Raw genomic sequence first — 23,478 nt, forward strand, 5'->3', positions numbered from 1 at the left:
AAAATGAAATTTTAAAATTCGGCGTGAAATTTTGTAAAACCGCTTTTCAAATCAAAGTGAATTTACGCTTAAAATCAAAGTGGAGTAAATTCGGCGGTTTTCCACTTTGATTTGAAACGTAAATTTTTATTTTAAAACGGCTTTTTAAATACCCTTTAAAAGTTTAATATATTTGAGTTTAAAAAAGAATTTAGTAGAGATTTATCGAGCGATCGATTTTCATATGTTCGTTTTGTAGAAACCGGGCATACACCTTGATCGTCATATCCAAATTTGCGTGACCGAGGATTTGAGATACCCATTTCAGTGGGATTTCGCCCCTTACCGCGCGCTCTACCATATGGGTTGCGAATGTGTGGCGGGTGTGTCTGGCGCTTCGGTATGGGATACCGCATTCAGCTAGAAATTTACGCCACCTGCCGTTGCCGAAAAGCGACGTAGAGCCGAAAAGATGATCTCCCCTTTCCGAAAAGACCCACTCGCAATCCCGATCCTCTTTAAGCCGGGCGATGTATGGCAGCAGCGGCGTAAATATAGGCACGATCCTATCCTCTCCGGTTTTGGTGCGAGGTTTAACAAGCCCGTCCGTGAGGCTCTTGCTGATCGATATACTCATAGCCTCCATATCTATATCATCCCAGCGCAGAGCCAAAATTTCGCAGCATCGCGCGCCCGTATAGAACGCAAAAGCAAGAAAACTCTCAAGCCGCCCGCTAGCCTTTGAAAGCATCAGATCTACTTCCTCCGCCGAGAACGGATCTGTTTTGCTGCGCGGGATCTTCGGATATTTTGCGCCCACAAATGGGTTTTTTACAAGTTTTCCAGCCTCTACTGCTTGCTCGCAGGCTCTACGCCAGCACAGCACGACGCGCTTGATAGTGCTCGGGGCTAGACCTTCCTCAAGCCCCGCCAGCCACTTTTGAATATCCACTTTCTTGATGCAGGCGGCATCTTTCGGCAGATATTTCGTATGTGAGAACGCGAACTTTTGCTTGCGGCCCTGTTCAAAATTTATCTGCCCGAGATCTTCGAGATAGTCTCGGGCTATAGTTGTGAGGGTCATATCACGCCTCTTGCACTGCCTTGAGCGACCCGAAACGTTTCAGCTCCAACTCGCCGCTCTCATTTTTGACGACCATATACCAAACCTTGCTATCGCTTTTCCAGCTGCCGTCATCAAGCCTAGCCTCAAATTTGTCGCCTTCTTTTGCTCTGAAGGTAAAAGAGGTGTCATAATACTTGTGTTTGCTATCCCAGTTCTTGCCGTTGCAATCGATAAACTCTCTTTGAACTTTGCCGTCCGTAAAGCTGAGGCGAGCCATATATGCGTGACCGTTTTTTCTAGGGTCTATACTCTCAAACGTCTCGACAATAAACTGTTTGTCCGCTTTGCGGCTCTCTATGATAGCCTTTGCTTGGGTGATGAGCTCAAGCAATTCTGCGTCCGATAATAAAGCTAGATTTTCCATTATTTACCCCTTATTACACGCTCAAGCGCATTGATATCGACATCCATATCGAGCGCGCGTTGATACTCCGCCCGCTTTTCAGCGCTCTTTAGGTTGTGCACGAACCATGAAAAAACCTTTTTGTCGGTATCGTTTAGTCTTATAGCCTCTCTGTCCTCTGCGGAGAGGATAGTATTGATGAATACTTCGATCCTCTCTAGCGTAGTGTTTGACGGGAAAGTTCCAGTGGTGTCTATGGCACCGTGTACGCCGTTTCGCCATCTTGCGATGCCGGAGAGGATCGCGTTTGCTTCGCCTTTGTTGTAGTAGCTTTTCATTTTTTATCCTTTATGGTATAATAAAGGCTCCTTTGGGAGCAACTTGCGGCGAGATTGTTTTTTTTCATTGGGTCTCGCCGCATCTCTTGAGATTGTATCGTTTCAATCTCTTTTTATGGCATCATTGTATCGTATCAATACTTAAAAACTTCTTAATGATGTATCTTAAAAATACAAAACCTTGATTTTCTTGTATTTTTTTGCTACAATTCCGAAAAATATAATATAGGTAATGCAAAATGGATAAAGAAAAATTTCAAAAAATGCTGGATGCTGCGGGGCTCAACAAAAAAGAGTTCGCCGAAATTTCTAAAATCCCATACCCGACGGTGCGCGGCTGGGGATCCACTACGTCGTTTCCTCCATACCTTGAGTTTTTGATCGAAAGCTACGTCAAAAGCCGCAAATTTGACAAAATCAAAGAGATCATCAAAGACGAAATAGCCGCGGAGCTTTAGAATATGGCGTATAGACGGTTAAAGACCGTTTAAAGGGCCTTTAACTGCTTCAACAATACGCAAAAAACCTACTGCTATTCTTCTATATGATTCACAATTCTCACTGCAAATTCTTGCTCTTTTACGGCAGCAAGTAGCGCGCTCAAAGCCGCACGGGAGTCTTTTACTCCGTGCGCGCCCAAAGATGAACCCAGTAGCACGCAGCCCTCGGTATTGCGTCCGTTATTGCCCGAATGGATCAATATGCAGCGACTTTTCGGTACTTGATCGTTCCATAAAAGCGGCAAGCGGGCGCGAAATTTCGGGCTGTCGTGCCAGGCTATTTGATACCTTCCTTGCGGTATGCGTCTATCCATACCACTTTGCGTCGTGTCGGGGCCCGCAGGCTCGCAGGTATATCCTTTTAGTACCTCTCTTTCACCGTCGCGCAATATGAAGCGTCCTAGTGTCATATCATCAATCTCCTTAAATCTAACGATTTCTAAGACCATAAATCCTCCTTAAATTTTGATTTAAAAGCTAAATTTGTTTATAAATTTGACTTTGTTTACCGCCTCGCCAGTTTTGCGCACTAGCACCTTATATCCGCTACCTTGCTTCGGCGTATCGCTTTTTATTTGCGCGCGTATCATATTTTTTATCGTCTGCTTTAGCATTAAAAATCCCACCTTTTTGCCGTTATATTTATGAATGCGCCGCTAGCCGTGACGCGAGTCTCTACCGCCGTGACGATAAATCTATCCTCTCCGGGTGCTGCAGGCACGCTATAACGGGGCATATCTATCTTTATGATATCGCCTATGCGCACACTTTGAAGCGGAGCGCGCAGGCTAACCTCGCTTACGCGCGCGCCGTGGTCCAAAAAATACCTGCGGGCATAAGCCTCTATGACGCGCTCGTCCTGATCCAAATCGAGCTTTATTTGCCCGTGCAGCTCATCACTTCGGTCAAATATAAACTTCACTGCTCCCCTGGCGCTTTTTTTCTCACTCCCTTTGATCTGCGTCATTTCTCCTCCTCCCAAGAATACCAATACCACTTTTTCAATGCTTCTAAATCGCCTTCTTGCGGATGTTCGCCGGTCATATTATAGACATATGCCAGGGCGTTAAATTCGTTTAAAAAGATGTCCGCATAGAGCTTTTCGCGGATCTTTTTATACTGACCGGGGGCTTGCAACCTAGCAAAGTGCCAATACTCGGGCGGCTTTATAGCCTTCCTTTTAGGGGTTCTGCTTTGCGAAAAAATCCCTATACCCCACCATCTTTCGTAATAATTTATGGCTCTATCATCCGCCCATAATACTATCTCGGTCAATTCGTCTTTAAGGGAGATCTCCTCCTTATAGGTATATTCACGGACCCGACGACTATCTGGGTAATATTCCGTGTCTAATCCAATATAATATACCTCCATTTTTAGTCTATTTCCCTCTTTGATAAATAGGCTAAGCGCGGTCGTATACCCGGGCAGTGCAGGACCTTTGAATACATCCTCCCCCTTCCAAACCGAGTGCAGAGAAACTGCGGCTAAAAATTTCTTTTTTAACGCGCGCTTAGCTCTTTCAAAGCCGAAGGCGTTTTTGATATATTTTTCACTTTTGCCTTGTGGATTTTGGCAGAAAAATAATCTATATTCGTTCAGCATGTTTTTTACGGTTTTGAAGTAATCGCTTTTTCCTCTTTTGTTTGCAAAATCCAAAAAGGGCGTAGTTTTTGTTTTGCTTCCATCGCTATTAGGAACTGCAAAATATAACTCTCTGCTTAAAGCGAAGCGAAACATCTCCTTTACGCGGATCTTTTTGCCGTCGTCGCAGAATATCAAAAGCTCATCGTCTCTTACATCATAGGTATCGTGATATTGTTGCTTTCGGTCAGGATACGCCTGAATCGACACAAAATCTATGATTGAATTATCATTATAAAACGGTACAAATTTTTGATCGTCGAGATAGATGCGATAATCGCCAAGGGCATAAGTATCATAGCTCTGCCCCACAGGTTTTCTATTGTGTCCGGGCTTTTTACCGCTTAGGGGCACCAGATACGAGCCTTCAAGCGCCTTATAGTATTTCCTGCTAACCGCGCCATTAATAAGTTCAAGCTTGATCCACTCTTTGGTCTGTCCCCTATATCCGCCATTGCTTTCGTCTGCTATAAACTCCATCTTAGCCCCACATTAGTAAAATTCCCATTTGTGCGTAAATCCCGCCGCTATCATCCGTAAGCTCCATATTTATGGGCGTAGGTCTGGAGCAATCTCCTATATCTTTTAGATGGTATATGCTACTTTTTTCATCGGGTTTCTCGCTGGACCAGCTAGGATTGCCCGCACTATCTACCGCCTCAAGGCGATATGCCTTACCTCTATCATTCACAAAAAATAGCGGGGTTTTGAAGCTATGAAGCGTTTTTGTGGGATCGGTAGTATCCGGGGCGCTTGAATACTTTATTAGCTTCAATATCGCTTCGATATCTTGCCCGCCCAGCTTCCCGCCCTCGGGTATATAAAGCTTGCCCTGCCATGCGTCTTCGTCGAAGCTCAGTATGGTCGAAAATCTATCTGCTACTATGGCACAATAAACCCTAGCGACGGGGTTTGTTGCCTTAGCCCATACCGTAAAGCGACCCCTAGGGCTTGAAGTACCGTTGCTGCGTTTGCGACTAAAAATACTAGAGCTTAGGCTAAAGTCTGAATTCATATCTCCTGAATCCATTTTTAGCGCCTTTTCGCAGGCGGCATCTTTGTATAATACTACGTCAGCCATCTTCAATCCTTCTTTTGAATTTCATTAAAATCGCAGCTAAATTCGTTTGCGAAATAGCCGATATTCATCGTTTTTTCTAGCTTTTCGTCTAAATATAGCTCTAGTTTATAAGCTCCGTAATCGCTAAATTTAATCTCCACTTCCCCGAAAGGATCGGCACTAAAGCTTTGCGTGCCGAGCTTAAAGCCGGCATGCGCGATAAGCGCACTATCTACGTCAAAATCACGCATCAGGCTAAAGGTATGGGTATAGCCTTTAGGATAAAACTTCGTAATCTCGTATTTATGCAAATGATCTATTTGCAAATTTTTATACTCCGCTTTGATGCTTAATGCAGAGGGTAGGTCGCGAGCAGGGCATACGAAAAGATAGATATTGCTTTCATAAGCTACCTTTAGCGTTCCACTTAGAGGGCTTTCGAAACAAAGCACATTATCTTTATAGATATTGCCCCTCTGCTCTTGCGCTGTTTGGGCGCTAAAGTATATCGGCGTACCGTCAAGGCTCACGGCGATTAGCTTTTTTATAAAGCCTGTAAGCCTAATGCAGATGTCATCGCTTAGCTCAAACTCCTCCACCGCGCGATAATCCGCGAAAAAAGAGGCGTTAGGTGCGTTTAGGCTAATATCTTTCGCCTCCCAAGCGGGGGTTGCGAAAATTTTACCTACCGCGCGAAGTGGAGAGATTACGTAAACATCGCCGTTTTCATCGTCTTTATATCTTAAAACCTCCCTCGGGGTTACCGGATGGGGATCGGGATCGATTACCGCAGTAAGCCCAGCTTCGGAATAGATATCCTCGTTTTTATCGTTAAAAATTATCGTATCGATATTTTGCGGTGCGCCAAGGCTAAGATTAAAATCTATTACGTTATCCTCGTTAAACTCCATTATGGGCGCAGCCTCACGAGTGATATAAAATCTATCGCTTATAAAAATCCCGCGATCGTTCGCCCAAAAACTAAGCCCTATGCTCTCTAGCGCCGAGGCTAGCGACGATACATCCGAATACGAAAGCCCCGTTAGAGGCGTATCTTGCGGAGCATCGCAAAGAAAGCTTACTTTGCTTTCTAGGGAGGTAAGATCCTTTAGGCTAGATATATTTTGCGGCAAATGAAGCGGGGTTTTGGCGATTAACTTTTTAAAATTTACGTCTATGCTTAAAACCTCGCTCACCTCAAAGAGACGATCTTCAAAATGCGAGCAGCTTATTAAAATTTCATCTATTGGGGCGGATAGAGAGGATGAGGCGATTTTCAAAGATGCCGTCGCTTGCAGCTCGCCTTCCTCGCTACAAATGCTAAGCTCGCTAATGCCCTCAAGCTCGCTTTTTGCGCCATCCCTGAAAGCAAAGACCTTAAAACCGTATTCTACTACCATTGCTCCACCCTTTTATAAATCAAAGAAGTGGGGCGGTAAGCTCTATTTCTCCAGCAAAAAGCAAGCGTTTTTGAGTGAATATCGGACTTCAAAATGGAGCTCTCCTCGATTTTAAAGCTATAAATTTTTGCTTTAAGTATGGCTAGAGCAAAATCACATCTCGCACTTCCTTTAGCGTTGCCGTTGGTAGCTAGATAAAAATTCGCGGCAACACTATCTTGGCGAATGACCCCTTTTGGTATATATATCTCAGGCCTTAAATCCGTATATCTTTTAATATAGCTCGTATATACGCGGTCTTGCGAGATTTCTACCTTATAGTTTAGATCCAACTTATGCATTACCGCTCCAATATGCCGCTATATAGTATCTAAAGCTAACGCCCTTTGAGACATCGGCAAAACTGACTCGCCTAACGAGCTTAACGGCATGTACCGCTTCGCTCGCCGTAGCTTTGTCCGCAACCAAAGGAAGTAGCTTAAAAGCGAACTCCCCCTTTTTGATATATGAGAGATCTTCCGCATCGGTAAATTTTACTTTGTTTCCCTCTATCCTATCTACCCGAAGGGGATTTTGCGAGCCGGAAAAAGCATAGCACTCACCAACGACAAGCGGCGCAGAGCCGCTTAGCGGGCTAAGCTCGAGCGCATCCTTGCCTTCGCCCGTAACCTCAAATATTTTCATATCGACGCCCCCGGCGTTTAAGCCTAGATATTCGATATCGCGCTTATCATAAAGTAGCGTTACGTGCGGATAAAAGGTAGCGGCAAGATCCGTAATCTTTGCATAAATCGTCATTTCGTCGGTTTTAGTCGAGGGGGTAAAGATCGAAATTCTAGGACTTGGAAGTAATTTATCCCCTGTTCCCACTCTTTGCGTGCACTCTTTGTCCTTATAAAATTCAATTCCCGCCATTTTTGACTCCTTTATATTTTGATTTCTCGGGCTGGCTAGGAAGTGCCCCACCACTTTTGAAAATTTCACTTCTCAAAATTTTTAAACCTCTCTGAATTTAAGCGTCAGATAAAAGAGCGGTTCTGCGCTTTTAAAGAGCGGTTCGGCGCTCACCGCAGCGTCCGTATAATCAAATCTTGCTCTGATTTGCCCTGTATCAGTTAGCAACACAAGCTCGCTATCGGCAGAGCTTTCGGCTAGAGTGATCAGGGCGTCTATGCAGGCTTTGCTTTGCCATGCGATCTCATCACTGGAAAATACGAGGGCTCTATTTTTACGCTCCCTTAAAAATACTATCTCCGCTCCGCTTATAGCGGCCTCACTTGCCGCGGTTAGCGAATAATTTCTAAACTCGTCTTGTAAAAACAAAGGCTCGTCGAGTTTTACGTTTTCTACGGCTTTTAATCTCATACTCCGGCTCCTTTTAGATACCTTTGAAGCGCTGCTGCGGTATCTTCGTCGGTTTGAGCTTTGTAGCTCGCCCCGCCTAGATTGAAGTTTAAATTTACGTTTTTAGCAGCAGCGGCATTCGGCTTTATAAACTCGGCGGCATAACCCTCTATGTTTAGACCCTGCTTCGCTCTGGATAATAGATCCTCGGCAAGAGCGCGGAAGTTTGTAAAATAATCGTTTCCCTTAATCCTAAAAAATCCCGGATATTGCTTATTCCATGACCTAACGGCGTCAAGCCCGTTTCTAAAAAGCTTTTTGTCGATCATCTCATAAAATTTATCGGAGAGCCTATTGGCTAGCCTCCTAACGTCTGCGGAGCTTACGCTCATATCTATTCTTTGCATAAACTCGCTGTTTTGGCGAGCTAATACAAGTCCGCCGCTAGCGAAGCGGGCTAACTTCTCTTTTGGGATCGCTCTAGCGTTTAGCCGTGCAAAAAATTTAGCGCCGTAGTAGTCCACGGCTCTGACGTTTTGAATAAACTCACCCCTGCTTAGTAGCGCAGGCACATCATCCCTGCCTGCGGTATCATGTCCGGCGATCTTGCCGCTATATCGCCTAAAAAGTTCCACCGCTCCGCCGCTAGCGAAAGCTGCGGCATTCGTGCCTTTTATCTTGCCTCCGCCTATGGTTTTGACGTGGATCGTATGAACCGATGATGTGGGCCTTTTAAGCGCCTCGATCGTCTTTTGCGCCGCCTTGGCGTCCGGATCGATCGTATGGATGCTTGAGCTTGGAGCTTGCAGGCTCTTTTTCGCTTCCTGCGCCGCCGCGTCGTCCGCGGTTATTTTGATGCTTGCGCCTCCGTTCATTGCGTCTTTAAGCTCGGCGATTTTGGTTTTTACATCCTCAAATCCCTCGGCACTAAAATCTATCTTACCCTCTGCAGCCCTCTGTTTTAGTGCAATCAGCTCGTTGTAGAGTGCCTTTTCGCTCTGCAAGCTAGACTCTACCGCTGCTTTTTCGGCGGCGATATTCGCCATCTTGGCGTCATGAGCGGCAAGATCGGCATTTTTTTGCATCTCATTGGCGCTCAAGTTTAGCGCCAAAATTTCATTTACGGTATTTTTATAATCTGCCGCCCTATTGATAGTTTGCGCGTTTTTGCCGCTTCCTAAGCTCTTTTGTGCGCCCAAGCTATCGTTGATTTTAGAGGCTTGATCGGCGTAGCGCTTGAAACTCTCCAAGTCTTTATTATTCAGCGCCTCTTTTGCTGCGCTAAGCGAGCGGGATAGGGCTAGGCGATCGTCGTTAAATTTCGCTTCCTCGCTCATCCCGGCTTGATTGGCTAGGCGGATTTTTTCTGCAGCGCTAAATTCCAAGCTCTCACGGCTGCGGGCGTATTTCTCCTCTATACCCACCCGTTGCTGCGCCATCTTTTCTAGCTGCGAGTTGTAACTTTGCTCCTTTGCAAGCAGCGTTGCGATCGTGCGGTCATGGCTTTTTATACGCGCATCGGCATCCTTTAAAAACTCGTTTAAAACCCTTTTATTATCGTTTATAATCGCGTTATTTGCAGCCTCGCGCGCATCCACCATAGAGGTAAGACCCTGCTTAAGTCTCTCTATTTGATTAATCTGCAGTTCAATCTGATTTTTTGCGTCCGCTTCTACAACCTTATCAAGCCTTACCTCTTTTAACCCCTCAAGGCTTGCTCTAAGTCCTCTAAGCGCTTCATCTGCGGCGGCTATCCCTTTTGCGGCAGCTTCCGTGCTTAAATTTTCATTTTTGCCTAGGTTCCATACGTTGCCCGTCTTTTCTAATTCTACGCCTAAATTTGCTAAGCTGTTGCGAAAATCATTGGTATTTTGCGTCGCTTTAAGCATATATGAAGGCAGGTCAAATTTAAGATTTGCGGGGATATAAAATATGTTGTTAAGCGCCTCGGCAAGCTCTCCTAATCCTCGCGCCGCGGTAGAGAAAACTCCCGCATCTTTTTCTCCAGCGAGCCAGTCGGGCATAGCTATATCGCTTAGCGCAGATGCCGCCTTAACGAGCGAGCCTATAGAGTTTGCAAGCAGCGCCGCAGCATTAGCGGCAGCCTCGAAGGTATCTTTGTTGAAAATACCGCTTGCGATCTCATTTATGCCCTCGCCGAAGTTCGCTAAAGCCTGCCTAAGCGTCGTATCGTTTGAGAGATACTCGTTTATTTCGGCAAAGGAATTTTTAAGCCCCTCAAATAGCGGCTTCGTAGCCTCTCCTTGCAGCTCCGCCATAGCCGCCTTGTACGAGCGTACCAAAGCTTCAAATTTCGGAGCGCTAAAGGAGGCTTGTTCGCCGAAAATTTTAAGCTTTTCGTTCATCACATCGAAAAACGATCCGTTTTCTATCGCACTTTTTAGGCTTTCGGTCTGCAACCCCAAGGACTTCAAAAATCGCCCAAAGTCCGTATTTGTTTGAATTATGCCTGCGCCCACGCTATCTAGCGTCGCTTTTAGCGAGCTTACGTCCGCGCCCGAACTTTGAGCCGCGTATGAGATATTGCGAAATAGCGCAAGAGCCTTTTCTAGACTCATATTTGAGCTAGCCGTAGAATAAAAGCTGGCAAACATCTCAGCTAAATCGCTAGAGCTGAAATCCAGCTCGCTATCAAGCTTTTTCAGCTCTGCAAGCGTCGCGCTTGCCTTTTGTCCGCTTAGCTTCCATTTCTCGAAAGGATCTAGCTTGCCGCTTTTTTCCGCGACATTTATCAGGCTTCTTAGCCGAGCATTTAAATTCTCTATAGTGGTGTTGTTTTCTAGCCCGGCGGCGATAAACTCTCTAACGCCCTGAGTAGCGCTAGATATAACCGAGCTGAGTCCTCGCAGCGAGATTGTCAAATTCGCAAACGCGTCGGATTTAATCCCATCTAGCGCGCTTTTCAGCACGCCCGTGCTTTTGCTTGCCTTTTGTGCAGCAGCCTCTACGTCCGATAGCCCTTTTTTGACCTTTTCGGCGCCGCTGGCGTCCGCTTCGACGCCTATTTTTATTTTTAAATCAGCCATTCTTTAATCCTATATTTTACTTCTCGCGCGCAGCGCATTAACGCGAGCCACAGGCTCGCCACTTTGAGCGTGCCGGGGCTAATTGGGGGTTTGGGGGATAAGAAGGGGGCGCCTCGCAAGTAGCTCCCTTCTTGTCCCCCGAGAATTGCAGCAGAATTCGATTCTGCGCAGAGGAATTTAAAATTTTCAGCAGTCTTTTTAAATTCATTAGCTTCGTTTGCTTTATCATCCTTGCTTAATTTTTGATATAATATGCTTTCAGGAGACGAGCAAATGGATCTATTCGGTTTTACAGATAAAAACGGCGAAGGCTTGTTTGGCTTTTTAATGTGCCTTACGATAGCGGCACAGATAAAAGAGTATTTTGCGCGCAAAAAGGCGCAAAGGATTGCCGCAAAAATCGAAGCACAAAAGCGCCTAAGCCGCTCGGAGATAGATTTTATATTTAAAAATTTAGATAAATTTAGCCGCGAGCAGCGAGCCGAAATTAGGATTTCGCCTAAAGACGAGCCTTTTGTGCGTGAGCTTGCTCGAAAAAGCGGAATAAGCTTTGCTCGCGCCTCATAAAAATCAAGCTTTAGCAAATTCTTTAAGCCTTTCGATACCGCTTCTTTCATCCCTTCCCTCGCTCATAAATTTTTTAAACGCCCGGTCATCCGCGAAGCGCGCAATTCTAACCGCTGCAGAAATTTCCTTAAGCCTTTGGCCCTCTATCTGCGAAAAGCCCTCTATCGCTTCTTTTGCAAAACTAAGAGGAAACTCCCACGCCCTAGCTAAGCCGTGTTCTAGTAGGTAGCAGATCCAAAAGGCTATTTTTTTTTACCGCCTTCGCCGCTTGCGGTAAGATCACCGTAGGTTAGGCGCAAAATCTCCTCATAAAGCTCATTTGCGGCGCTAAAGCCTAGGTTTTCGATCTCATCCGCGCTAAGATCGCAGCACTGCTTTAAAATTTCGGCTACGTCCTCATTTTTGATGATGCCGGATTGAATTTTATAAATCAGCCCTATGGATAATTCTCTAATCGTAATGCCGTTTTTTAAGACCTTTTTCTTAAACAGATCCATTTTCACTCCTATCTAACTCGCCTTGAGGGATAATTTAACTCAAATATGTAAGCATATAAGCTCTCGCTTATAAAACGCGTTTCGGCACTTTTTAAAATGACGGCGCGGCTTGCGGCCTCATCTTTTAAAAGCTTGTCGCTAAGCGCCATGATCTCATCTAAAATTCCGTAAATTTCGCAATCTAAAGTGTTGCGCGCTAAAATGATTTGAAATTTTAGGCTAGTTTCGTTCGCGCTGATCCTTTCAAAGCCGCTAAAAATCAGATAATCGCCGTTTTGATCTATAAGCGCCGTATTCGCTACCGCCGTAAGATTTAGCTTAGATTTTAAATACTCTAGTGTCTCTTTCATTTCGGCTCCTCATCGTCTCTTAGCGAAAATTTCTCTTTAAAAAAACCGACCGCTAAATCCAAAATCCCGCTTCCCTTAAACGCTCCTATCCCGCAGATTGCGAGGCTAAGGCGCATATCCTTGGCATAAAAAAATGCGATCTCATAAATGATATAGGCGCTAAAACATCCATCGCAAAGCCTTGTAAAAAACGAACGTAGCGCTACCGCCAGCGATTTTTCGGTTGCGGAAGGCTGCCTAAACCATGCTACTATACTGCCTGCGACGCCGACGGCACAAACATAAGCAAGATACTCCATTTCTCATACTTTGCCATGCGGGCTCAAGTGCCTAGGGGACGCCGTAAGCGCCCCGCTAATGCCTATGCAGCACGACCACGCCAAAAATAGCGCATTCGTATTGCGGATAAAAAGCTCAAGTAGCGTAAAAAGCTCTAAATTAAAAATTACCAAAAGCACCGCGCGCAGTAGATAGAGCAAAAAAGGCTTCATTCGTTCGCCCCTTGCGTGCAATCTTTTGCGATCTGCTCGCACTTTAGAAAATATGCCATTAGCGCCTTGTGCGCTTCAAAGTCCGAACTCTCAGCAGGGCGCAGAGGCATTTTTAGGTTGCATTTTACAGGGATGAATACCTGCTTTATCTGCGGCTCTTTTGCCCCGCAGCCGTCAAGAGCAAAGACGCTAAAAAGCGCTATCAAAAAGCATTTTATATGCCCGCAGTTCACTCTCACAGCTCTTGTCCTTAATGTAAATTTTTGAAACGCTCTTAATTTTATCCTCGTTTAGCCCGCTTGCCCTGATTTGCAGCGACTTTATCGCTGCATTTTGTAAGCTTAGGCTTGCCGCGCAGCTTTGAGCCTCCGCCTGCTTTGAAGCATAGGCGCTATTAAGAGACGAAATTTCAAATTTCAGCTTCGTAATCCACGCTGCGCTTAGCATGCAGACTGCGATTAGAGCGTAACCCAAAGCCCGCGCGTTCAAAAAAGGCATAACCCTCTCCTTAAAGAGCGCAAATTTCAAAGAATTGATTCCCTGCTGCACGGGTTTCGTCTTTTAGGATATCGACGCTGAAACTGATAGAGAGCCAATCATCGCCCTTGAGTGCAAAATCTCCGTCCGCTCTTAAGGAGCATTTATAAAAAGTCGCTTTCATTGCGCTTCCCGTCGCCGCCTCGCCGATAAACATAAGCGCGCACTCCAGTTTGCTGTTTTTAAAGGCGCTCATCTTCTCCTTTTGGATACCGGCGCTCAGCGCCAAAGTAACCTCTCCGGAAATATCTTTTAGAAATTCGACTATACCGCTATTTGCGTGATACTTATAGTCCTCATCCTTTTTTGGAGCGGTGCCGCCTCCGCCTACGGTGGCGCTCAGATTGCCACCTACCGCTCCTAGATCGACGATTTCGCCCGCTTTGGCGTCGGTAATTTTAACGTTAGCCGTTTTTTCGCTTTGCGACGTTTCGCCAAAATACGCCCGGGCTAAATTCTTTATCGAAATTTCATCACTTTTAAAGCTCATACTCGCACTTTGGCTTTTTACGATAGTCTTATCTATCGCCTGCGTTGCCCCCTCAGTGTTGGTGTGCTCTAGCTTCTCAAGCTCGGTCTTTATGCTTACGTCGGAACTTAGTCCGAAATATTCAAATCTACCCGTAGGCTTACCCTCTTTATAGACGTCGATATAGAGCTTACCGCCGCCTAGGGTGACATAATCGCTGCTAGCCATCTCTTTCTCCTTTATATTTTGATTTCTCGGGCGAGCGAAGCCCGCCCTGCGAGCGTAAGCTTGGCGTTGCGAGGGAATCTTTAGATTTGACTAAGCTCGCTTTTGCGCTGCCCGCTCTTGATTATCCCGCCGCTGCCGTCGTCATTTTTTATCGCTGCCGCTTCTCTTAGAGCTTCGTTTGCCAGTATCTGATCCAGCTGCGTCGGCTCTATTTTCAGTAGTAGCTTGAGTCGAAACATCGCCAGATCCATTAGCGAGGGTTTCGGAATCGGCTTTTTCTTGCTCAGTGCTCTGGCTTCCTCCATCGCTTGCTTCGCTAGAGCCTCGCTCACTTCCGCCTTGTTGAATAGACTCTGTCTCGCTCTGCTTAGAAATTCCTCGTCCATTTTCTAAAAAATCCTCCGCACAATAATGCATCTTATCTCCTTATTTTCCCGTAGACATATAGGCAAGCTGCCACAATGCGTATCCTGCGTTCATAAAGCTTTTGCAGCCAAATAGTGCAGCGTCTTTCATAAATTTATGGTCGTCGCTGCTCTCAAAGACGCCATCTTTCGCAACTTGAAGCACAAAAGGGCGCACCGGTTTGCCTAGATCCATCAAATACCACTCAGTGCCCGCGATCTCCGGCAAAACGAGCAAGCTATAACGCTTAAAAGTAGGGTTTGTTTCGCCTGCGGTTAAATGCTCCTTATTTACCGCAGTAATTGCTGCGGCAAGGTTTTTAGGACCGCAGATTAGATGTGTCGGACTTACGCCCAGGGCTTGCCCGGTGTCGCCTTTGATGCTGATCATATAGGCTTCCGCAGCTAAAAGATGTGCCGTATCCAGCGCGCCGGTGCCGCTATTTGCATAGGTATCACTACCAGATGCATGGTCGGCGGCAAAAAACGCCTTGCCGTCGTAGCATTTGCCCTTTGTGGAGTCGGCCGCATTGGCTAGAATTTTCGCCACTAGCGCGCCGCCAAATTTTTTCGCATTGAACGCCATCTGTTCGATCGCAGGTTTATAGAGCCCGACTTTGTCATATTCAAGATGAGTATTTGGCACCGTAACGCTAGCTTCGAAAGGCTGATTTTCTAGCGCATAGCCATAATCCTTGAACTTTTTGATATCTCTATCGCCGACCCACTCTTTCATCATCGGAAAGTTACCCAGCCAAACATATTTCTCGCTTAGATCGTTGCTGTCTATGCGCATAGCAAGAACATCCGCCTCGCTTTTGGTATCGTTGAAGGTCTTTTGAAAGACCGCCTTAAAGCCGATCGATGTCTCTTCAAAATTTGCCATTATTTAATCCCCTTTGCATATTCCTCTTCGCTAAGCCCTAAAAGAGAGGCCACCTTTTTCTGCTCGTCGCTCAAGGAGGACGCGCTATTTTTTTGAAGCTCCTTTTTGCCGAAAAACGCGCCCAAAAGGGAGCTAAGCTTTTGCACCTGTCCGTCTAGTGCCGCAATCTTTTCGACTATTGCGTTACTCTCTTTGGCGCTTGCGTCCTCTTTTTTATCCGGCGCACCATCTTTTTTAGCGTTTGCATCGGGCGCCCCTTCCTCTTTTTTCACTTCATCCGCCTTCTTGCGCTCGGCAAAATTTGCGCTAAGCTCCTCTATTTGCTTGCCTAGGGCGTCTATTTTTGCCGAAAGCTCCGAAATTTCTTTATCCATCTCTTCCTCTCCTTTTGAGTTGATTGCATTATTTAGCAAATTTGGGCGATTTACGAGCCCTACGCTATCAAGCCCGATCACCCGTCTATTCTCTCCCATATCAAAAACGGGGCTTAGGTATCGATACGCCCGCGAGCCGATAAGCTCCTCACCCGTTTTATTTAGGCTTAGGCTAGCGTAAATCCCGCCATCTCTAAGCTCGAAACTATCCTTATCAAACCACCCTAAAGCCGCGCCAAAGCTGTGGTTTTCATCAAGGGCGATATCAAGGGCGTTTTTTTCTATGGAGGCTATCAGTGCGGCGCCGTCAATCCGAAACGCGCGCCCGTCAAGACCTATCACTTCGCCGACCGGCGAAACCTTTACCTTTTCGTCCTGCTTAAAATTTAGCTCTAAAACGCTATTTATGCCTTGTCTCATACTGCCTCCGTCTCGAAATTTGGCGGTATTATACGGACAAACGCCGTTAAAATCACTCTATTTAGGGGCTATCAAGAGTGAAACGGAAAAAAATTCGGGCTAAAATGCGAGATAAAAATAAAATCGTCGCGCATAGCAAAGTGAGACGACGCGCAAATTTAAGGAGGTAAGCCTTGGACGTTAAAACCGCACGCGATATGTTTATCAAAGGCTACTCAATCACCGACATCGCTACTGCTTGCGGCGTAAGTCGCCAAAGTATCTATGCCGCCAAGGCTAGAGCAAAAGCCGCGGGCGAGGACTGGGATGAGCTAGCGCTTGCAAAAAACAGAGAGCAAAGTAATACCATCAAAAGCGAGCAAGGTTTTATCCTTGCGCTGATAGAAAGCTTCGAGCGGGCGTTTTCACAGATGCAGGAGCTGCCGCCTCAAGAGAGACTAGAAATTTTAAAAGATTATACGCAAACCTATTATAGCCTTAAAGCCCCATTAAAAACGGATTTGAAGGCTCAAATGCTAGACGCCGCAAGCCGCGCGATAAATGAGATCGCCGATCTTGCCACGAAGAAAAAATGCGATGCCGTGACGGAGTTTTTAGCTGCGAATGCGGATGAAATTTTACGCCGGGTGCTTAAGCAATGATCGCAAATGAAGATATCGAAGCATTGCGCGTCAAGCTCAAATCCCTAAGGCGCGCCATCGATCCGCAAAGAGACGCTAGGATAAAGGCTGCGCGCGCAAGCTTTAAAGAGTGCGTGCGGATCTATTTTAGCGCTCACGTACGCCTGCCCGAAACCTCAAAATTTCGAGCGGATTTTTATAAAAATGAGGCGAAGCTAAGCACGAAAAATAGGCATCTGCTTTTTAAGGCTTACAGAGGAGCTGCCAAAACTACCCTGATTTCAAGGCTTTGGGTACTCTTTAACACCGCTGTAACCGCACGAAAACGCAACTGCGTAATCATTAGCGCTACGATAAATCTATCCAAAAAGACGATCGAATTTATAAAAAACGAGCTTGAGGAAAACGAGCTTTTGATTAGGGACTTCGGTATCAGCAAGGGCGATAAATGGACGGAGGAGGAGATCGTATTTTATAGCGGTAAGCAGGCGTTTAAAATTTCCGCTTACGGCGCAGGCAAAAAGATCCGCGGCGAAAACTGGCGCGGCTTCCGTCCAGATCTTATTATTTGCGACGATCTCGAAAACGACGAAAACGTCAAAACGAAAGCGCAGCGCGACAAACTTTATGAGTGGTTTGAAAAGGCCATTATGAAGCTGCCTGCCCGCGGCGATAACGCTTATAATATCGTAGTAGTCGGCACGACGCTGCATTATGATAGCCTGCTCTTTCGCATCGAAGCAAGAGCGGATTTCAAAACTCTATCCTATCCGCTAGTGCGCGCTTTTCCCGCAAACGTAGATGAGCAAAAGTGGGATATGAAAGAGCTGCTGCTAGATGATAGCAGGCTGGATAAAGAGCGCATAAAACAGGAGTTTCTAAGCTCCAAAGGCGCCTTTATGAGCGAATATCAAAACGAGCCGCTAAGTAAAGAGGAGGCAAGCTTTAGCGGATATCAAACTTTCGAGCAGATGCCTCTTTGCGACGCCTATTATATGGGGATTGACCCCGCATTAGGAAAAAGCAAGGGCGATTATTTCGCCGTAGCTACGCTTGGGGCTTATGAGGGCAAATTTTATGCAAGCGTTAAGATGGCAAAAGTAAAGCCCGAGCTTATGATGGATCGTATCATAGCAGCGGCGCTTGAAATTTTACGACTTAACCGCCCGCTTAAAATCGCGATCGAAACTATTCAGTTTCAGGAGTTTTTTAAGGATATGCTCGACAAAAAAGCCCGCGAATTAGGGCTTTATCTGCCTATCATAGAGCTTAAAAATAGCGTGCCTAAGCAGCTTCGTATCGATAGCCTAACCCCGCCTATAAATAACGGCGTGATCCTAAGCGATAAAAACTCGCTCGTTTTCATAGACGAGCTTGATACCTACCCTAAAAGTGCGCATGATGACGGGCTGGATGCGCTAGAGATGGCATGGCGCATCGCAAAAGTACCGGCGTTTGATTATGCAAGGGCTAGGCAGATAATAAAAGAGCGGAAACGCAAACGCGATATGATAAAAGATATGTTACAAAGCTGATAAGAACAATGCCGTTTAAACGCTTTTAAAAGCCGTTTAAAAGCGTTTAAATATTTTTGGACGTGTGATTTACCGCCCAAGAGGCTAAAAGCGCTTAAAACGCACGCAAATGAAATTTAAGGATGATGGATGAAAAAACAAGATTTAAGATCGCTCATTAAGTTTTTAAGACCCAAGGGGGCTTATTCCAAGACCGACGTAGCGGGATATGTAGAGCTAAGCCCCTCTAAGATCCGCGCCGCACTGCTTACCAAGCAGCAGAATTATTTATTCCCTGCATTTTCGCTCATAATGGATAAGGATAGCGCCGTAGGGGCTGAAATAGAAAAGCGTTTAAGCTCGGTAGAGAATAAATTTTTTACCCACGATCTGGGCGAGGATCAAAACGAAAATATCGAGCAAATCATAAAGGCTGCGGTGAACGCTAGGATTTTCGGTCTTAGCGTTTTAGAAGTGTATGCGGACGAGGACGCAAATATAAAATTTGACGTAGTAGATAGAATATATATTAATATCGTAGAAAACAAGCCCTATCTGCGGATAGGCTCACGCGATATTGAAGCCAAAGAGCCGTTTTTTATAGTAGTGAGGCAGGAAGATCCGGCGCTACTTAAAATTTTGTGGCTGGTGTTTGCTAAACATTTCGTGCTTAGCCATTATCTTAAATTTGTGGAATTCTTAGGCGTGCCGCCGCTTATCGGCAATAGCTCAAGCGGAGACGAAAACGTCATCACACAAATGGCTGAAGCGCTTGAGGGTATCAAAAGCGGCAGTTACGCGGTGCTAGGTCCGAACGACATTATCAAAGTGCTTGAGGGTAGAGGAAGCCAAGCCGACTTTATGGAGTTTGTGCGCTATTGCGACGCCGAGATAGCCAAAGTAATAAACGGCTCAGTGCTTAGTTCCAACGCAAACACCGCACAAAGCGGCAGCTACGCAATGAGCAAAACCCACGAGCAAAACCGCGCCGAGATAGTCGCTGCGGACGTGAAATTCGCAAGCCGCTTAGTCGAGCGAATATATGCGCGTCTTGGCAAAAGGGCAAATCTAAACATTCAAATCGAAAAGGATGTGGATCTGCTCCAGCGCGCACAGATGCTTCAAATTTTGCACGATATGGGATACCGAATGAGCCCTGAAGATATGGCAAAGGAATTTGACCTGCCGCCAAGCGCAAAAGCTACGGACGCGAAAGAGGGCGACGGATCAAACGGGCGCATAGGCGCAGAGAAAAACTCTGCCGGTGCAGCTAAATATCTCACCGAGATAGAGAGGCAAACCGCGCAGCACGATTTTAGCGCCGCAAGCTCGCAAATTTCATCATACGTAAGAAGCGTGGTGGATAAAGCCCAAACCTACGAGCAGGCTTATGAGATACTTGCAAAAAATCCGCTAGGTTTTAAACTCGATGCCCTGGAGGAGGAGCTATTTCGGGTCATAGCAAACGCTGAAATTTTAGGCGCGGACGATCATGAATATTAGCTTTTTTGCTCCGCCGCAGCAGGTTGTAAAGTATATCAAAGACAAACGGCCGCAGCTTCATTTCGACTATGACGAGATTATGCACGAGGCTCATCATCGCGTCTTTACAGTCGCAAAGATCACGCGGCTCGATCTACTGAAAGACATTCAAGATAGCCTAGCCCTTGCCGCACAAAAGGGGCAAGGATTTGATGAATGGAAGCGCGGCATTAAAGATACCCTAGCGCGCAAAGGCTGGCTAGGGGACGTAGCGGTAACTGACCCTAAAACGGGCGAGCAAAAGCAAATTTACGTGGGCGATCGCAGGCTGCGAAATATCTATAACACCAATATGCGAGTAGCCTATGCCGCTGCGCGCTACCAAAGCCAGATGAACTCGGATCTGCCGTATTTTCGTTATGTCGCGGTGCTGGATGATCGCACCAGGGCGAGCCACCGCGCGCTGCATGGGCTGATACTGCCGAAAAACCATCCGTTTTGGGATAAGGGCTATCCACCTAACGGCTGGAATTGCCGCTGCAAGGTGCAGGTGGTAGATGACGATGATCTGCGGCGAGAGGGCTGGAGCATAGCTAAGCAAATTCCGCCCACTAAAATCCATCCTGACTGGGCTTATAACGTCGGCAAGACGGACAATTTAGATAAAATTTTAACGGAGAAGTTAGCTAAGCTTAACAAAAGTCGTGCGGTTTCAAAAAGCGTTAAAAAGGCGGTTAAAGATGATTTAAAGGACTTTTCGCATAAGCGCGATCTTTACGTTTGGCAGGCCTCGTTACTTGAAGCCGTAAGCGAACTATTGATAAAGAAAAATATAAAGAGCCCTATAAATACCTTTCAAGTGGGAACCCTAAAACCGAATATAGTGAAATTTTATAACGAAACGATGCAAACCGAGCTAGCAGATATAGGTATAGTCTTAAATAAAGAGAAAATTTTGCACTTTTCGCCCGAACGCAAGAGCAAATACGATCAGGCACTTCGCATAGATGAAATTAAAGAGTTGGTTAAAATTTTAGATAAGACTAAAAGATATTTTTTTGATAAAAAGAGCAAAAAAGATATTTTGATTTTTTGGGATGACGAGCAGGATAAAAGCAAGATTAATAAGGCGGTTATAACGCTAGATTACACGATAAAGAAATTTGGAATATCTAATTTAATCGTTACTCTAGGTAAGATAGACAAAAAAGATTTAGGAACGTATGATTTAGAGGAGATAAAATAAAGCCGCTTGCGGGAGTCGAACCCGCCATCCGCTAATAAATTAGCCAAGTTACCAACGTTACTTGCATAAGCGGCTTTATTAAGGCGATTATACCACCAAGGCGGAAAAATGTCAATAAAAATCACGGGGATGGAGGAGATAGAGGCGAAGCTCACGGCGCTGCAAAATAGCTTAAGCGGAGCGCAGATGAAAAGCAAGCTATCAAGTATCGGCGAAAAGGTAAGGTTGCGAATAGAGCTAAGCTTCGAGCGAGAGCGCAGCCCATTCGGGCAGGCGTGGGCACCTCTTAGCGCAAACACCGCCATAGCATATATGAGAAAAAGCGGCTTGCCTAAAAGTGCAAGGGCGCGGAACCGCGTGTTTTTAGCAAAATTCGGCGCCGGCGGTAGCAAGAAAATTTTGCGATTAACCGGACATTTGGCAGAGAATTGGAGTGTGGATCCGAGCGAAACTAGCGTTACGATAAGCAATAATAGCTCGCGCGATGGATTTCCTTACGGGCTAACGCATCAATTCGGCTCACATAACGGCTGGGGTCGGGGCATCTATATCCCTGCTCGTCCGTTTCTGCCGATAGATAAAAGCGGAGCGCTGCTGCCCTCGTTGCAAAACGATATAGAAAGCTATCTAATCCGTGAAATAGAAAAGGCGGTAAAGTAGAGTTTTTGTGATTTTATGGGATTATTCGGGGCGGTCTAATTTTTCTTTCAGAGCCTCTTTTGCATATCTGTTTAGCTCTTCATCGGTTTTTAAAATTTCTATCGTGCAGAAGCTGGTGCCGCATTTCGGACATTTGCGCCAACGCTGCACCGTAGTGCTTTTGATCGTGGCTATGACGCAGGTTTTTTCGTAGGCACACTTCGGGCAGATCATACTTGCCCTTTGCTGGCACGAAATTGTGCGATCTTGCTTAGCCCGGTGATTAGCTTGCTTGCGTTTGCTGCGCTTAATTTTGCCAGCTGCTCTTTTTTGCCAAGCAAAATTTTACATTGTCGCATCGTAAAGCCCAAAAGCCCTCGCTCATCCATACCAAGGCAAGCGGCAAGCGCGCTTATGCGAGCAAACTGCGACGGGCTTATCCTTTTGACGACGGGCTTCGCCTTGCCGAGCTTACCGCTTGCATTGTAGATCAAATTTCGCCCCAATATGTCGGGCTTGAAGTCCGTCCCATCCTGCGCACGTCCGCATAAAATATCAAGTGCGCGCTCAAGCTCGCTTATGCTTAGCTCCTTGCAGCTATAGACGCCGAAGCGGAAGCCGAGCCAATCCTCCCACGCATCCGCCGCCTTTATTTGTCTATATAACGCGGTAGTGTGAATGCGGGTTAGAAGCTGCTTGCGATAAATTTCTTGAGACTTAGTCATCGCTTGTCCTTCATTTTAAATCCCAATTTATATTTTTTAAATAATTTTCAGCTTTTTGAGCTTCTTTTTTACCGGCTTTTGAAGAATAAAAGAATTTAATGTATATGCCTTCATCATTACGTGGCATACGTAAAACTCCCCAAAAACCTATGCATCCGCCTCGTTTTCTTTCTTTTTCAAAAACTTTTGATGTAGAAAATAAGATATTAATATTGTAGTTTCCATTATTTTTGCGAAATTTAAAGATTGGGAATTTTTCTTGAATATCTTTAGAGATTTCATTAATAAAACGTGTATAGGCATCCTCTTTTTTTCTATATAATTCGCTTATATCTTTATCTAGTTTGCGAAATTCTTTTAAGCTTTCATAAAGCGTTTCTGCGTTTTGTATTATTTGTTTTTCCATTTTTTATCCTTTCTTTTTAAATTTTACAAAAACAATCTTTTAGCGGCTCGTCGTCAAACGCTAAAGAGCCTTGCCTGTCTATGCGGCTAAATTCTGCCTCCATATCCGCGCAGGTCAAATTACCTGCAAACCACGACGTATTAAGCACAGCCTCGCCACTATCTCGCATGGCCAAAAGCTCGGCTTCGATCCGCTTCATATACTCCCATTCAGGCTTGAAATTTTTCCATATCTGATAGAAAGCGCGCTTTGACTGCGCGGGGCAAAAGTAGCAGCCCATGCGGCTGAAAAACCTATATAGTGGATTTTCCATCTCGCGCTCTTTCAGATATATCGTGCAGTCTACTTCGCTCATATCGTAGTCGTCGATGAGCGGATAAAGAAACTCATTGCCGTCCATTCTGCGATGGGTTTCGTCTGTGGTGTAGCCGATATAGATCTTATACTCGTCAAAGCTCTGGGCCTTGAGCCAACGCTCGAATGGCGCAACTTTCGCCTCTCTCCGCCACGCACAAAAGCCCTGCGTCTGCGGAGCGGGGAGGCCCCGAATGGCACCTTTGTTTTCGCCTCTGCTTATGCGCCCGAAAATGCACTCCTCAAAACTCATTGCAGGTCTTAACTTTGTGATCTCCTTGCCGTATCGCGCCTTGAAATACTCGCCGAGCTTGGCGATGTATGAATACATAGTTGCAAATTCGTGCAAAGTATCGTAAAAAACGATATGATCGAGCGGCTTTTTGTCGCGCAGTAGCAAATCTAGCATCGCCGTGCTATCCTTACCGCCCGAAAGGGTTGCGATATAGGTCATCTCTTTCCTTTAAATTTAAACTCTTTAACAAGCC

At 45.7% G+C, this 23,478-nt stretch carries 34 protein-coding genes and 1 tRNA gene; 7 read left to right on the forward strand and 28 right to left on the reverse strand.

All coding sequences use genetic code 11. From position 1 onward, the window contains the following. Nucleotides 1-190: 190 nt before the first annotated feature. From Q0413_RS01815 to Q0413_RS01825, 3 genes are read right to left on the reverse strand one after another with little or no spacing between them, the layout of a single operon-like run. Nucleotides 191-1,063, reverse strand: a complete 873-nt coding sequence (locus Q0413_RS01815; protein WP_298986699.1) for a site-specific integrase — start codon at nucleotides 1,061-1,063, stop codon at nucleotides 191-193. A 1-nt stretch (nucleotide 1,064) separates the two neighbouring features. Then, nucleotides 1,065-1,469 (reverse strand): hypothetical protein, encoded by a 405-nt coding sequence (locus Q0413_RS01820; RefSeq protein WP_298986702.1) that lies wholly within the window; start codon nucleotides 1,467-1,469, stop codon nucleotides 1,065-1,067. Continuing rightward, on the reverse strand, nucleotides 1,469-1,786 hold the full coding sequence (locus Q0413_RS01825; protein WP_298986705.1) for a hypothetical protein: 318 nt from the start codon (nucleotides 1,784-1,786) through the stop codon (nucleotides 1,469-1,471). Before Q0413_RS01825 ends, Q0413_RS01820 begins: the two co-directional genes overlap by 1 nt. 239 nt (nucleotides 1,787-2,025) lie before the next feature. Between Q0413_RS01825 and Q0413_RS01830 the strand changes: the two genes are divergently transcribed. Continuing rightward, nucleotides 2,026-2,244, forward strand: a complete 219-nt coding sequence (locus Q0413_RS01830) for an XRE family transcriptional regulator (protein ID WP_298061722.1) — start codon at nucleotides 2,026-2,028, stop codon at nucleotides 2,242-2,244. A 74-nt stretch (nucleotides 2,245-2,318) separates the two neighbouring features. Here Q0413_RS01830 and Q0413_RS01835 read toward each other — a convergent pair whose 3' ends face one another. From Q0413_RS01835 to Q0413_RS01880, 10 genes are all read right to left on the reverse strand, one after another. After that, the gene (locus Q0413_RS01835; RefSeq protein WP_298986709.1) at nucleotides 2,319-2,735 is read right to left on the reverse strand and encodes a DUF5675 family protein; all 417 of its coding nucleotides are present in this window, start codon (nucleotides 2,733-2,735) and stop codon (nucleotides 2,319-2,321) included. A 21-nt stretch (nucleotides 2,736-2,756) separates the two neighbouring features. Continuing rightward, entirely contained in the window at nucleotides 2,757-2,912 is a 156-nt protein-coding gene (locus Q0413_RS01840; protein WP_298986712.1) for a hypothetical protein, read from the reverse strand. Next, nucleotides 2,900-3,253, reverse strand: coding sequence for a hypothetical protein (locus Q0413_RS01845; RefSeq protein WP_298986715.1), 354 nt, complete (start codon nucleotides 3,251-3,253; stop codon nucleotides 2,900-2,902). Before Q0413_RS01845 ends, Q0413_RS01840 begins: the two co-directional genes overlap by 13 nt. Beyond that, nucleotides 3,250-4,410: a hypothetical protein gene (locus Q0413_RS01850; RefSeq protein ID WP_298986718.1), complete on the reverse strand. Its 1,161-nt coding sequence runs from the start codon at nucleotides 4,408-4,410 to the stop codon at nucleotides 3,250-3,252. Before Q0413_RS01850 ends, Q0413_RS01845 begins: the two co-directional genes overlap by 4 nt. Before the next feature lies 1 nt (nucleotide 4,411). After that, the gene (locus Q0413_RS01855) at nucleotides 4,412-5,011 is read right to left on the reverse strand and encodes a hypothetical protein (RefSeq protein ID WP_298986721.1); all 600 of its coding nucleotides are present in this window, start codon (nucleotides 5,009-5,011) and stop codon (nucleotides 4,412-4,414) included. Nucleotides 5,012-5,013: 2 nt separating this feature from the next. Continuing rightward, nucleotides 5,014-6,390: a hypothetical protein gene (locus tag Q0413_RS01860; protein WP_298986724.1), complete on the reverse strand. Its 1,377-nt coding sequence runs from the start codon at nucleotides 6,388-6,390 to the stop codon at nucleotides 5,014-5,016. Beyond that, nucleotides 6,384-6,731 carry a hypothetical protein gene (locus Q0413_RS01865; RefSeq protein WP_298986726.1) on the reverse strand — a complete coding sequence of 116 codons (348 nt, stop codon included), beginning with the start codon at nucleotides 6,729-6,731 and terminating at the stop codon, nucleotides 6,384-6,386. The genes Q0413_RS01860 and Q0413_RS01865 overlap by 7 nt, the downstream gene beginning before the upstream one ends. Beyond that, the gene (locus Q0413_RS01870; protein WP_298986728.1) at nucleotides 6,724-7,305 is read right to left on the reverse strand and encodes a hypothetical protein; all 582 of its coding nucleotides are present in this window, start codon (nucleotides 7,303-7,305) and stop codon (nucleotides 6,724-6,726) included. The genes Q0413_RS01865 and Q0413_RS01870 overlap by 8 nt, the downstream gene beginning before the upstream one ends. A gap of 81 nt (nucleotides 7,306-7,386) precedes the next feature. After that, complete coding sequence (locus Q0413_RS01875; RefSeq protein ID WP_298986732.1) at nucleotides 7,387-7,755, reverse strand: hypothetical protein; 369 nt, start codon at nucleotides 7,753-7,755, stop codon at nucleotides 7,387-7,389. Next, nucleotides 7,752-10,781: a hypothetical protein gene (locus tag Q0413_RS01880; protein WP_298986734.1), complete on the reverse strand. Its 3,030-nt coding sequence runs from the start codon at nucleotides 10,779-10,781 to the stop codon at nucleotides 7,752-7,754. Before Q0413_RS01880 ends, Q0413_RS01875 begins: the two co-directional genes overlap by 4 nt. Nucleotides 10,782-11,054: 273 nt before the next feature. On the opposite strand from Q0413_RS01880, the gene Q0413_RS01885 reads away from it, so the two are divergent. Continuing rightward, nucleotides 11,055-11,348, forward strand: a complete 294-nt coding sequence (locus Q0413_RS01885; RefSeq protein WP_298986736.1) for a hypothetical protein — start codon at nucleotides 11,055-11,057, stop codon at nucleotides 11,346-11,348. A gap of 242 nt (nucleotides 11,349-11,590) precedes the next feature. Here Q0413_RS01885 and Q0413_RS01890 read toward each other — a convergent pair whose 3' ends face one another. The 10 genes from Q0413_RS01890 to Q0413_RS01935 all read right to left on the reverse strand — a co-directional run bounded on the left by Q0413_RS01890 (nucleotide 11,591) and on the right by Q0413_RS01935 (nucleotide 16,004). Beyond that, nucleotides 11,591-11,845: a hypothetical protein gene (locus Q0413_RS01890; protein WP_298986740.1), complete on the reverse strand. Its 255-nt coding sequence runs from the start codon at nucleotides 11,843-11,845 to the stop codon at nucleotides 11,591-11,593. Between the two features lie 8 nt (nucleotides 11,846-11,853). Then, a complete protein-coding gene (locus Q0413_RS01895; protein WP_298986742.1) occupies nucleotides 11,854-12,195 on the reverse strand; it encodes a hypothetical protein in 342 nt (113 codons plus the stop codon). Further along, nucleotides 12,192-12,494 carry a hypothetical protein gene (locus tag Q0413_RS01900; RefSeq protein ID WP_298986744.1) on the reverse strand — a complete coding sequence of 101 codons (303 nt, stop codon included), beginning with the start codon at nucleotides 12,492-12,494 and terminating at the stop codon, nucleotides 12,192-12,194. The genes Q0413_RS01895 and Q0413_RS01900 overlap by 4 nt, the downstream gene beginning before the upstream one ends. 3 nt (nucleotides 12,495-12,497) lie before the next feature. Next, nucleotides 12,498-12,686, reverse strand: a complete 189-nt coding sequence (locus Q0413_RS01905) for a hypothetical protein (protein ID WP_298986746.1) — start codon at nucleotides 12,684-12,686, stop codon at nucleotides 12,498-12,500. Further along, entirely contained in the window at nucleotides 12,683-12,925 is a 243-nt protein-coding gene (locus Q0413_RS01910; protein ID WP_298986748.1) for a hypothetical protein, read from the reverse strand. Before Q0413_RS01910 ends, Q0413_RS01905 begins: the two co-directional genes overlap by 4 nt. Next, a complete protein-coding gene (locus tag Q0413_RS01915; protein WP_298986750.1) occupies nucleotides 12,876-13,184 on the reverse strand; it encodes a hypothetical protein in 309 nt (102 codons plus the stop codon). The genes Q0413_RS01910 and Q0413_RS01915 overlap by 50 nt, the downstream gene beginning before the upstream one ends. A gap of 10 nt (nucleotides 13,185-13,194) precedes the next feature. Beyond that, complete coding sequence (locus Q0413_RS01920; RefSeq protein ID WP_298986752.1) at nucleotides 13,195-13,920, reverse strand: hypothetical protein; 726 nt, start codon at nucleotides 13,918-13,920, stop codon at nucleotides 13,195-13,197. An 80-nt stretch (nucleotides 13,921-14,000) separates the two neighbouring features. Further along, nucleotides 14,001-14,306, reverse strand: coding sequence for a hypothetical protein (locus tag Q0413_RS01925; protein ID WP_298986756.1), 306 nt, complete (start codon nucleotides 14,304-14,306; stop codon nucleotides 14,001-14,003). Between the two features lie 40 nt (nucleotides 14,307-14,346). Further along, complete coding sequence (locus tag Q0413_RS01930) at nucleotides 14,347-15,210, reverse strand: Mu-like prophage major head subunit gpT family protein (protein ID WP_297893794.1); 864 nt, start codon at nucleotides 15,208-15,210, stop codon at nucleotides 14,347-14,349. After that, nucleotides 15,210-16,004 carry a phage protease gene (locus Q0413_RS01935; RefSeq protein ID WP_298986759.1) on the reverse strand — a complete coding sequence of 265 codons (795 nt, stop codon included), beginning with the start codon at nucleotides 16,002-16,004 and terminating at the stop codon, nucleotides 15,210-15,212. The genes Q0413_RS01930 and Q0413_RS01935 overlap by 1 nt, the downstream gene beginning before the upstream one ends. Before the next feature lie 173 nt (nucleotides 16,005-16,177). Between Q0413_RS01935 and Q0413_RS01940 the strand changes: the two genes are divergently transcribed. The 4 genes from Q0413_RS01940 to Q0413_RS01955 all read left to right on the forward strand — a co-directional run bounded on the left by Q0413_RS01940 (nucleotide 16,178) and on the right by Q0413_RS01955 (nucleotide 20,866). Then, nucleotides 16,178-16,645, forward strand: coding sequence for a DUF1804 family protein (locus tag Q0413_RS01940; protein ID WP_298986762.1), 468 nt, complete (start codon nucleotides 16,178-16,180; stop codon nucleotides 16,643-16,645). Beyond that, on the forward strand, nucleotides 16,642-18,159 hold the full coding sequence (terL, locus tag Q0413_RS01945; RefSeq protein ID WP_298986765.1) for a phage terminase large subunit: 1,518 nt from the start codon (nucleotides 16,642-16,644) through the stop codon (nucleotides 18,157-18,159). Before Q0413_RS01940 ends, terL begins: the two co-directional genes overlap by 4 nt. Before the next feature lie 129 nt (nucleotides 18,160-18,288). Continuing rightward, a complete protein-coding gene (locus Q0413_RS01950; RefSeq protein ID WP_298986768.1) occupies nucleotides 18,289-19,641 on the forward strand; it encodes a DUF935 family protein in 1,353 nt (450 codons plus the stop codon). Then, nucleotides 19,631-20,866 (forward strand): phage minor head protein, encoded by a 1,236-nt coding sequence (locus tag Q0413_RS01955; protein WP_298986769.1) that lies wholly within the window; start codon nucleotides 19,631-19,633, stop codon nucleotides 20,864-20,866. The genes Q0413_RS01950 and Q0413_RS01955 overlap by 11 nt, the downstream gene beginning before the upstream one ends. Here Q0413_RS01955 and Q0413_RS01960 read toward each other — a convergent pair. Further along, nucleotides 20,867-20,940: transfer RNA gene (locus Q0413_RS01960), tRNA-OTHER, on the reverse strand. A 34-nt stretch (nucleotides 20,941-20,974) separates the two neighbouring features. Between Q0413_RS01960 and Q0413_RS01965 the strand changes: the two genes are divergently transcribed. Further along, nucleotides 20,975-21,526: a phage virion morphogenesis protein gene (locus Q0413_RS01965; protein WP_298986771.1), complete on the forward strand. Its 552-nt coding sequence runs from the start codon at nucleotides 20,975-20,977 to the stop codon at nucleotides 21,524-21,526. 21 nt (nucleotides 21,527-21,547) lie between these two features. Here Q0413_RS01965 and Q0413_RS01970 read toward each other — a convergent pair whose 3' ends face one another. The 4 genes from Q0413_RS01970 to Q0413_RS01985 are packed head-to-tail and all read right to left on the reverse strand — an operon-like array spanning nucleotide 21,548 to nucleotide 23,444. Then, nucleotides 21,548-21,739: a hypothetical protein gene (locus Q0413_RS01970; RefSeq protein WP_297950734.1), complete on the reverse strand. Its 192-nt coding sequence runs from the start codon at nucleotides 21,737-21,739 to the stop codon at nucleotides 21,548-21,550. Then, a complete protein-coding gene (locus tag Q0413_RS01975) occupies nucleotides 21,736-22,230 on the reverse strand; it encodes a phage protein GemA/Gp16 family protein (RefSeq protein ID WP_298986773.1) in 495 nt (164 codons plus the stop codon). Before Q0413_RS01975 ends, Q0413_RS01970 begins: the two co-directional genes overlap by 4 nt. Nucleotides 22,231-22,240: 10 nt before the next feature. Next, nucleotides 22,241-22,636, reverse strand: coding sequence for a hypothetical protein (locus tag Q0413_RS01980; RefSeq protein ID WP_298986775.1), 396 nt, complete (start codon nucleotides 22,634-22,636; stop codon nucleotides 22,241-22,243). A 16-nt stretch (nucleotides 22,637-22,652) separates the two neighbouring features. Continuing rightward, complete coding sequence (locus Q0413_RS01985) at nucleotides 22,653-23,444, reverse strand: phosphoadenosine phosphosulfate reductase family protein (RefSeq protein WP_298986778.1); 792 nt, start codon at nucleotides 23,442-23,444, stop codon at nucleotides 22,653-22,655. Nucleotides 23,445-23,478 lie beyond the last annotated feature (34 nt).

The organism is uncultured Campylobacter sp. (assembly GCF_938045465.1).
In the GTDB taxonomy this organism is placed as follows: domain Bacteria; phylum Campylobacterota; class Campylobacteria; order Campylobacterales; family Campylobacteraceae; genus Campylobacter_B.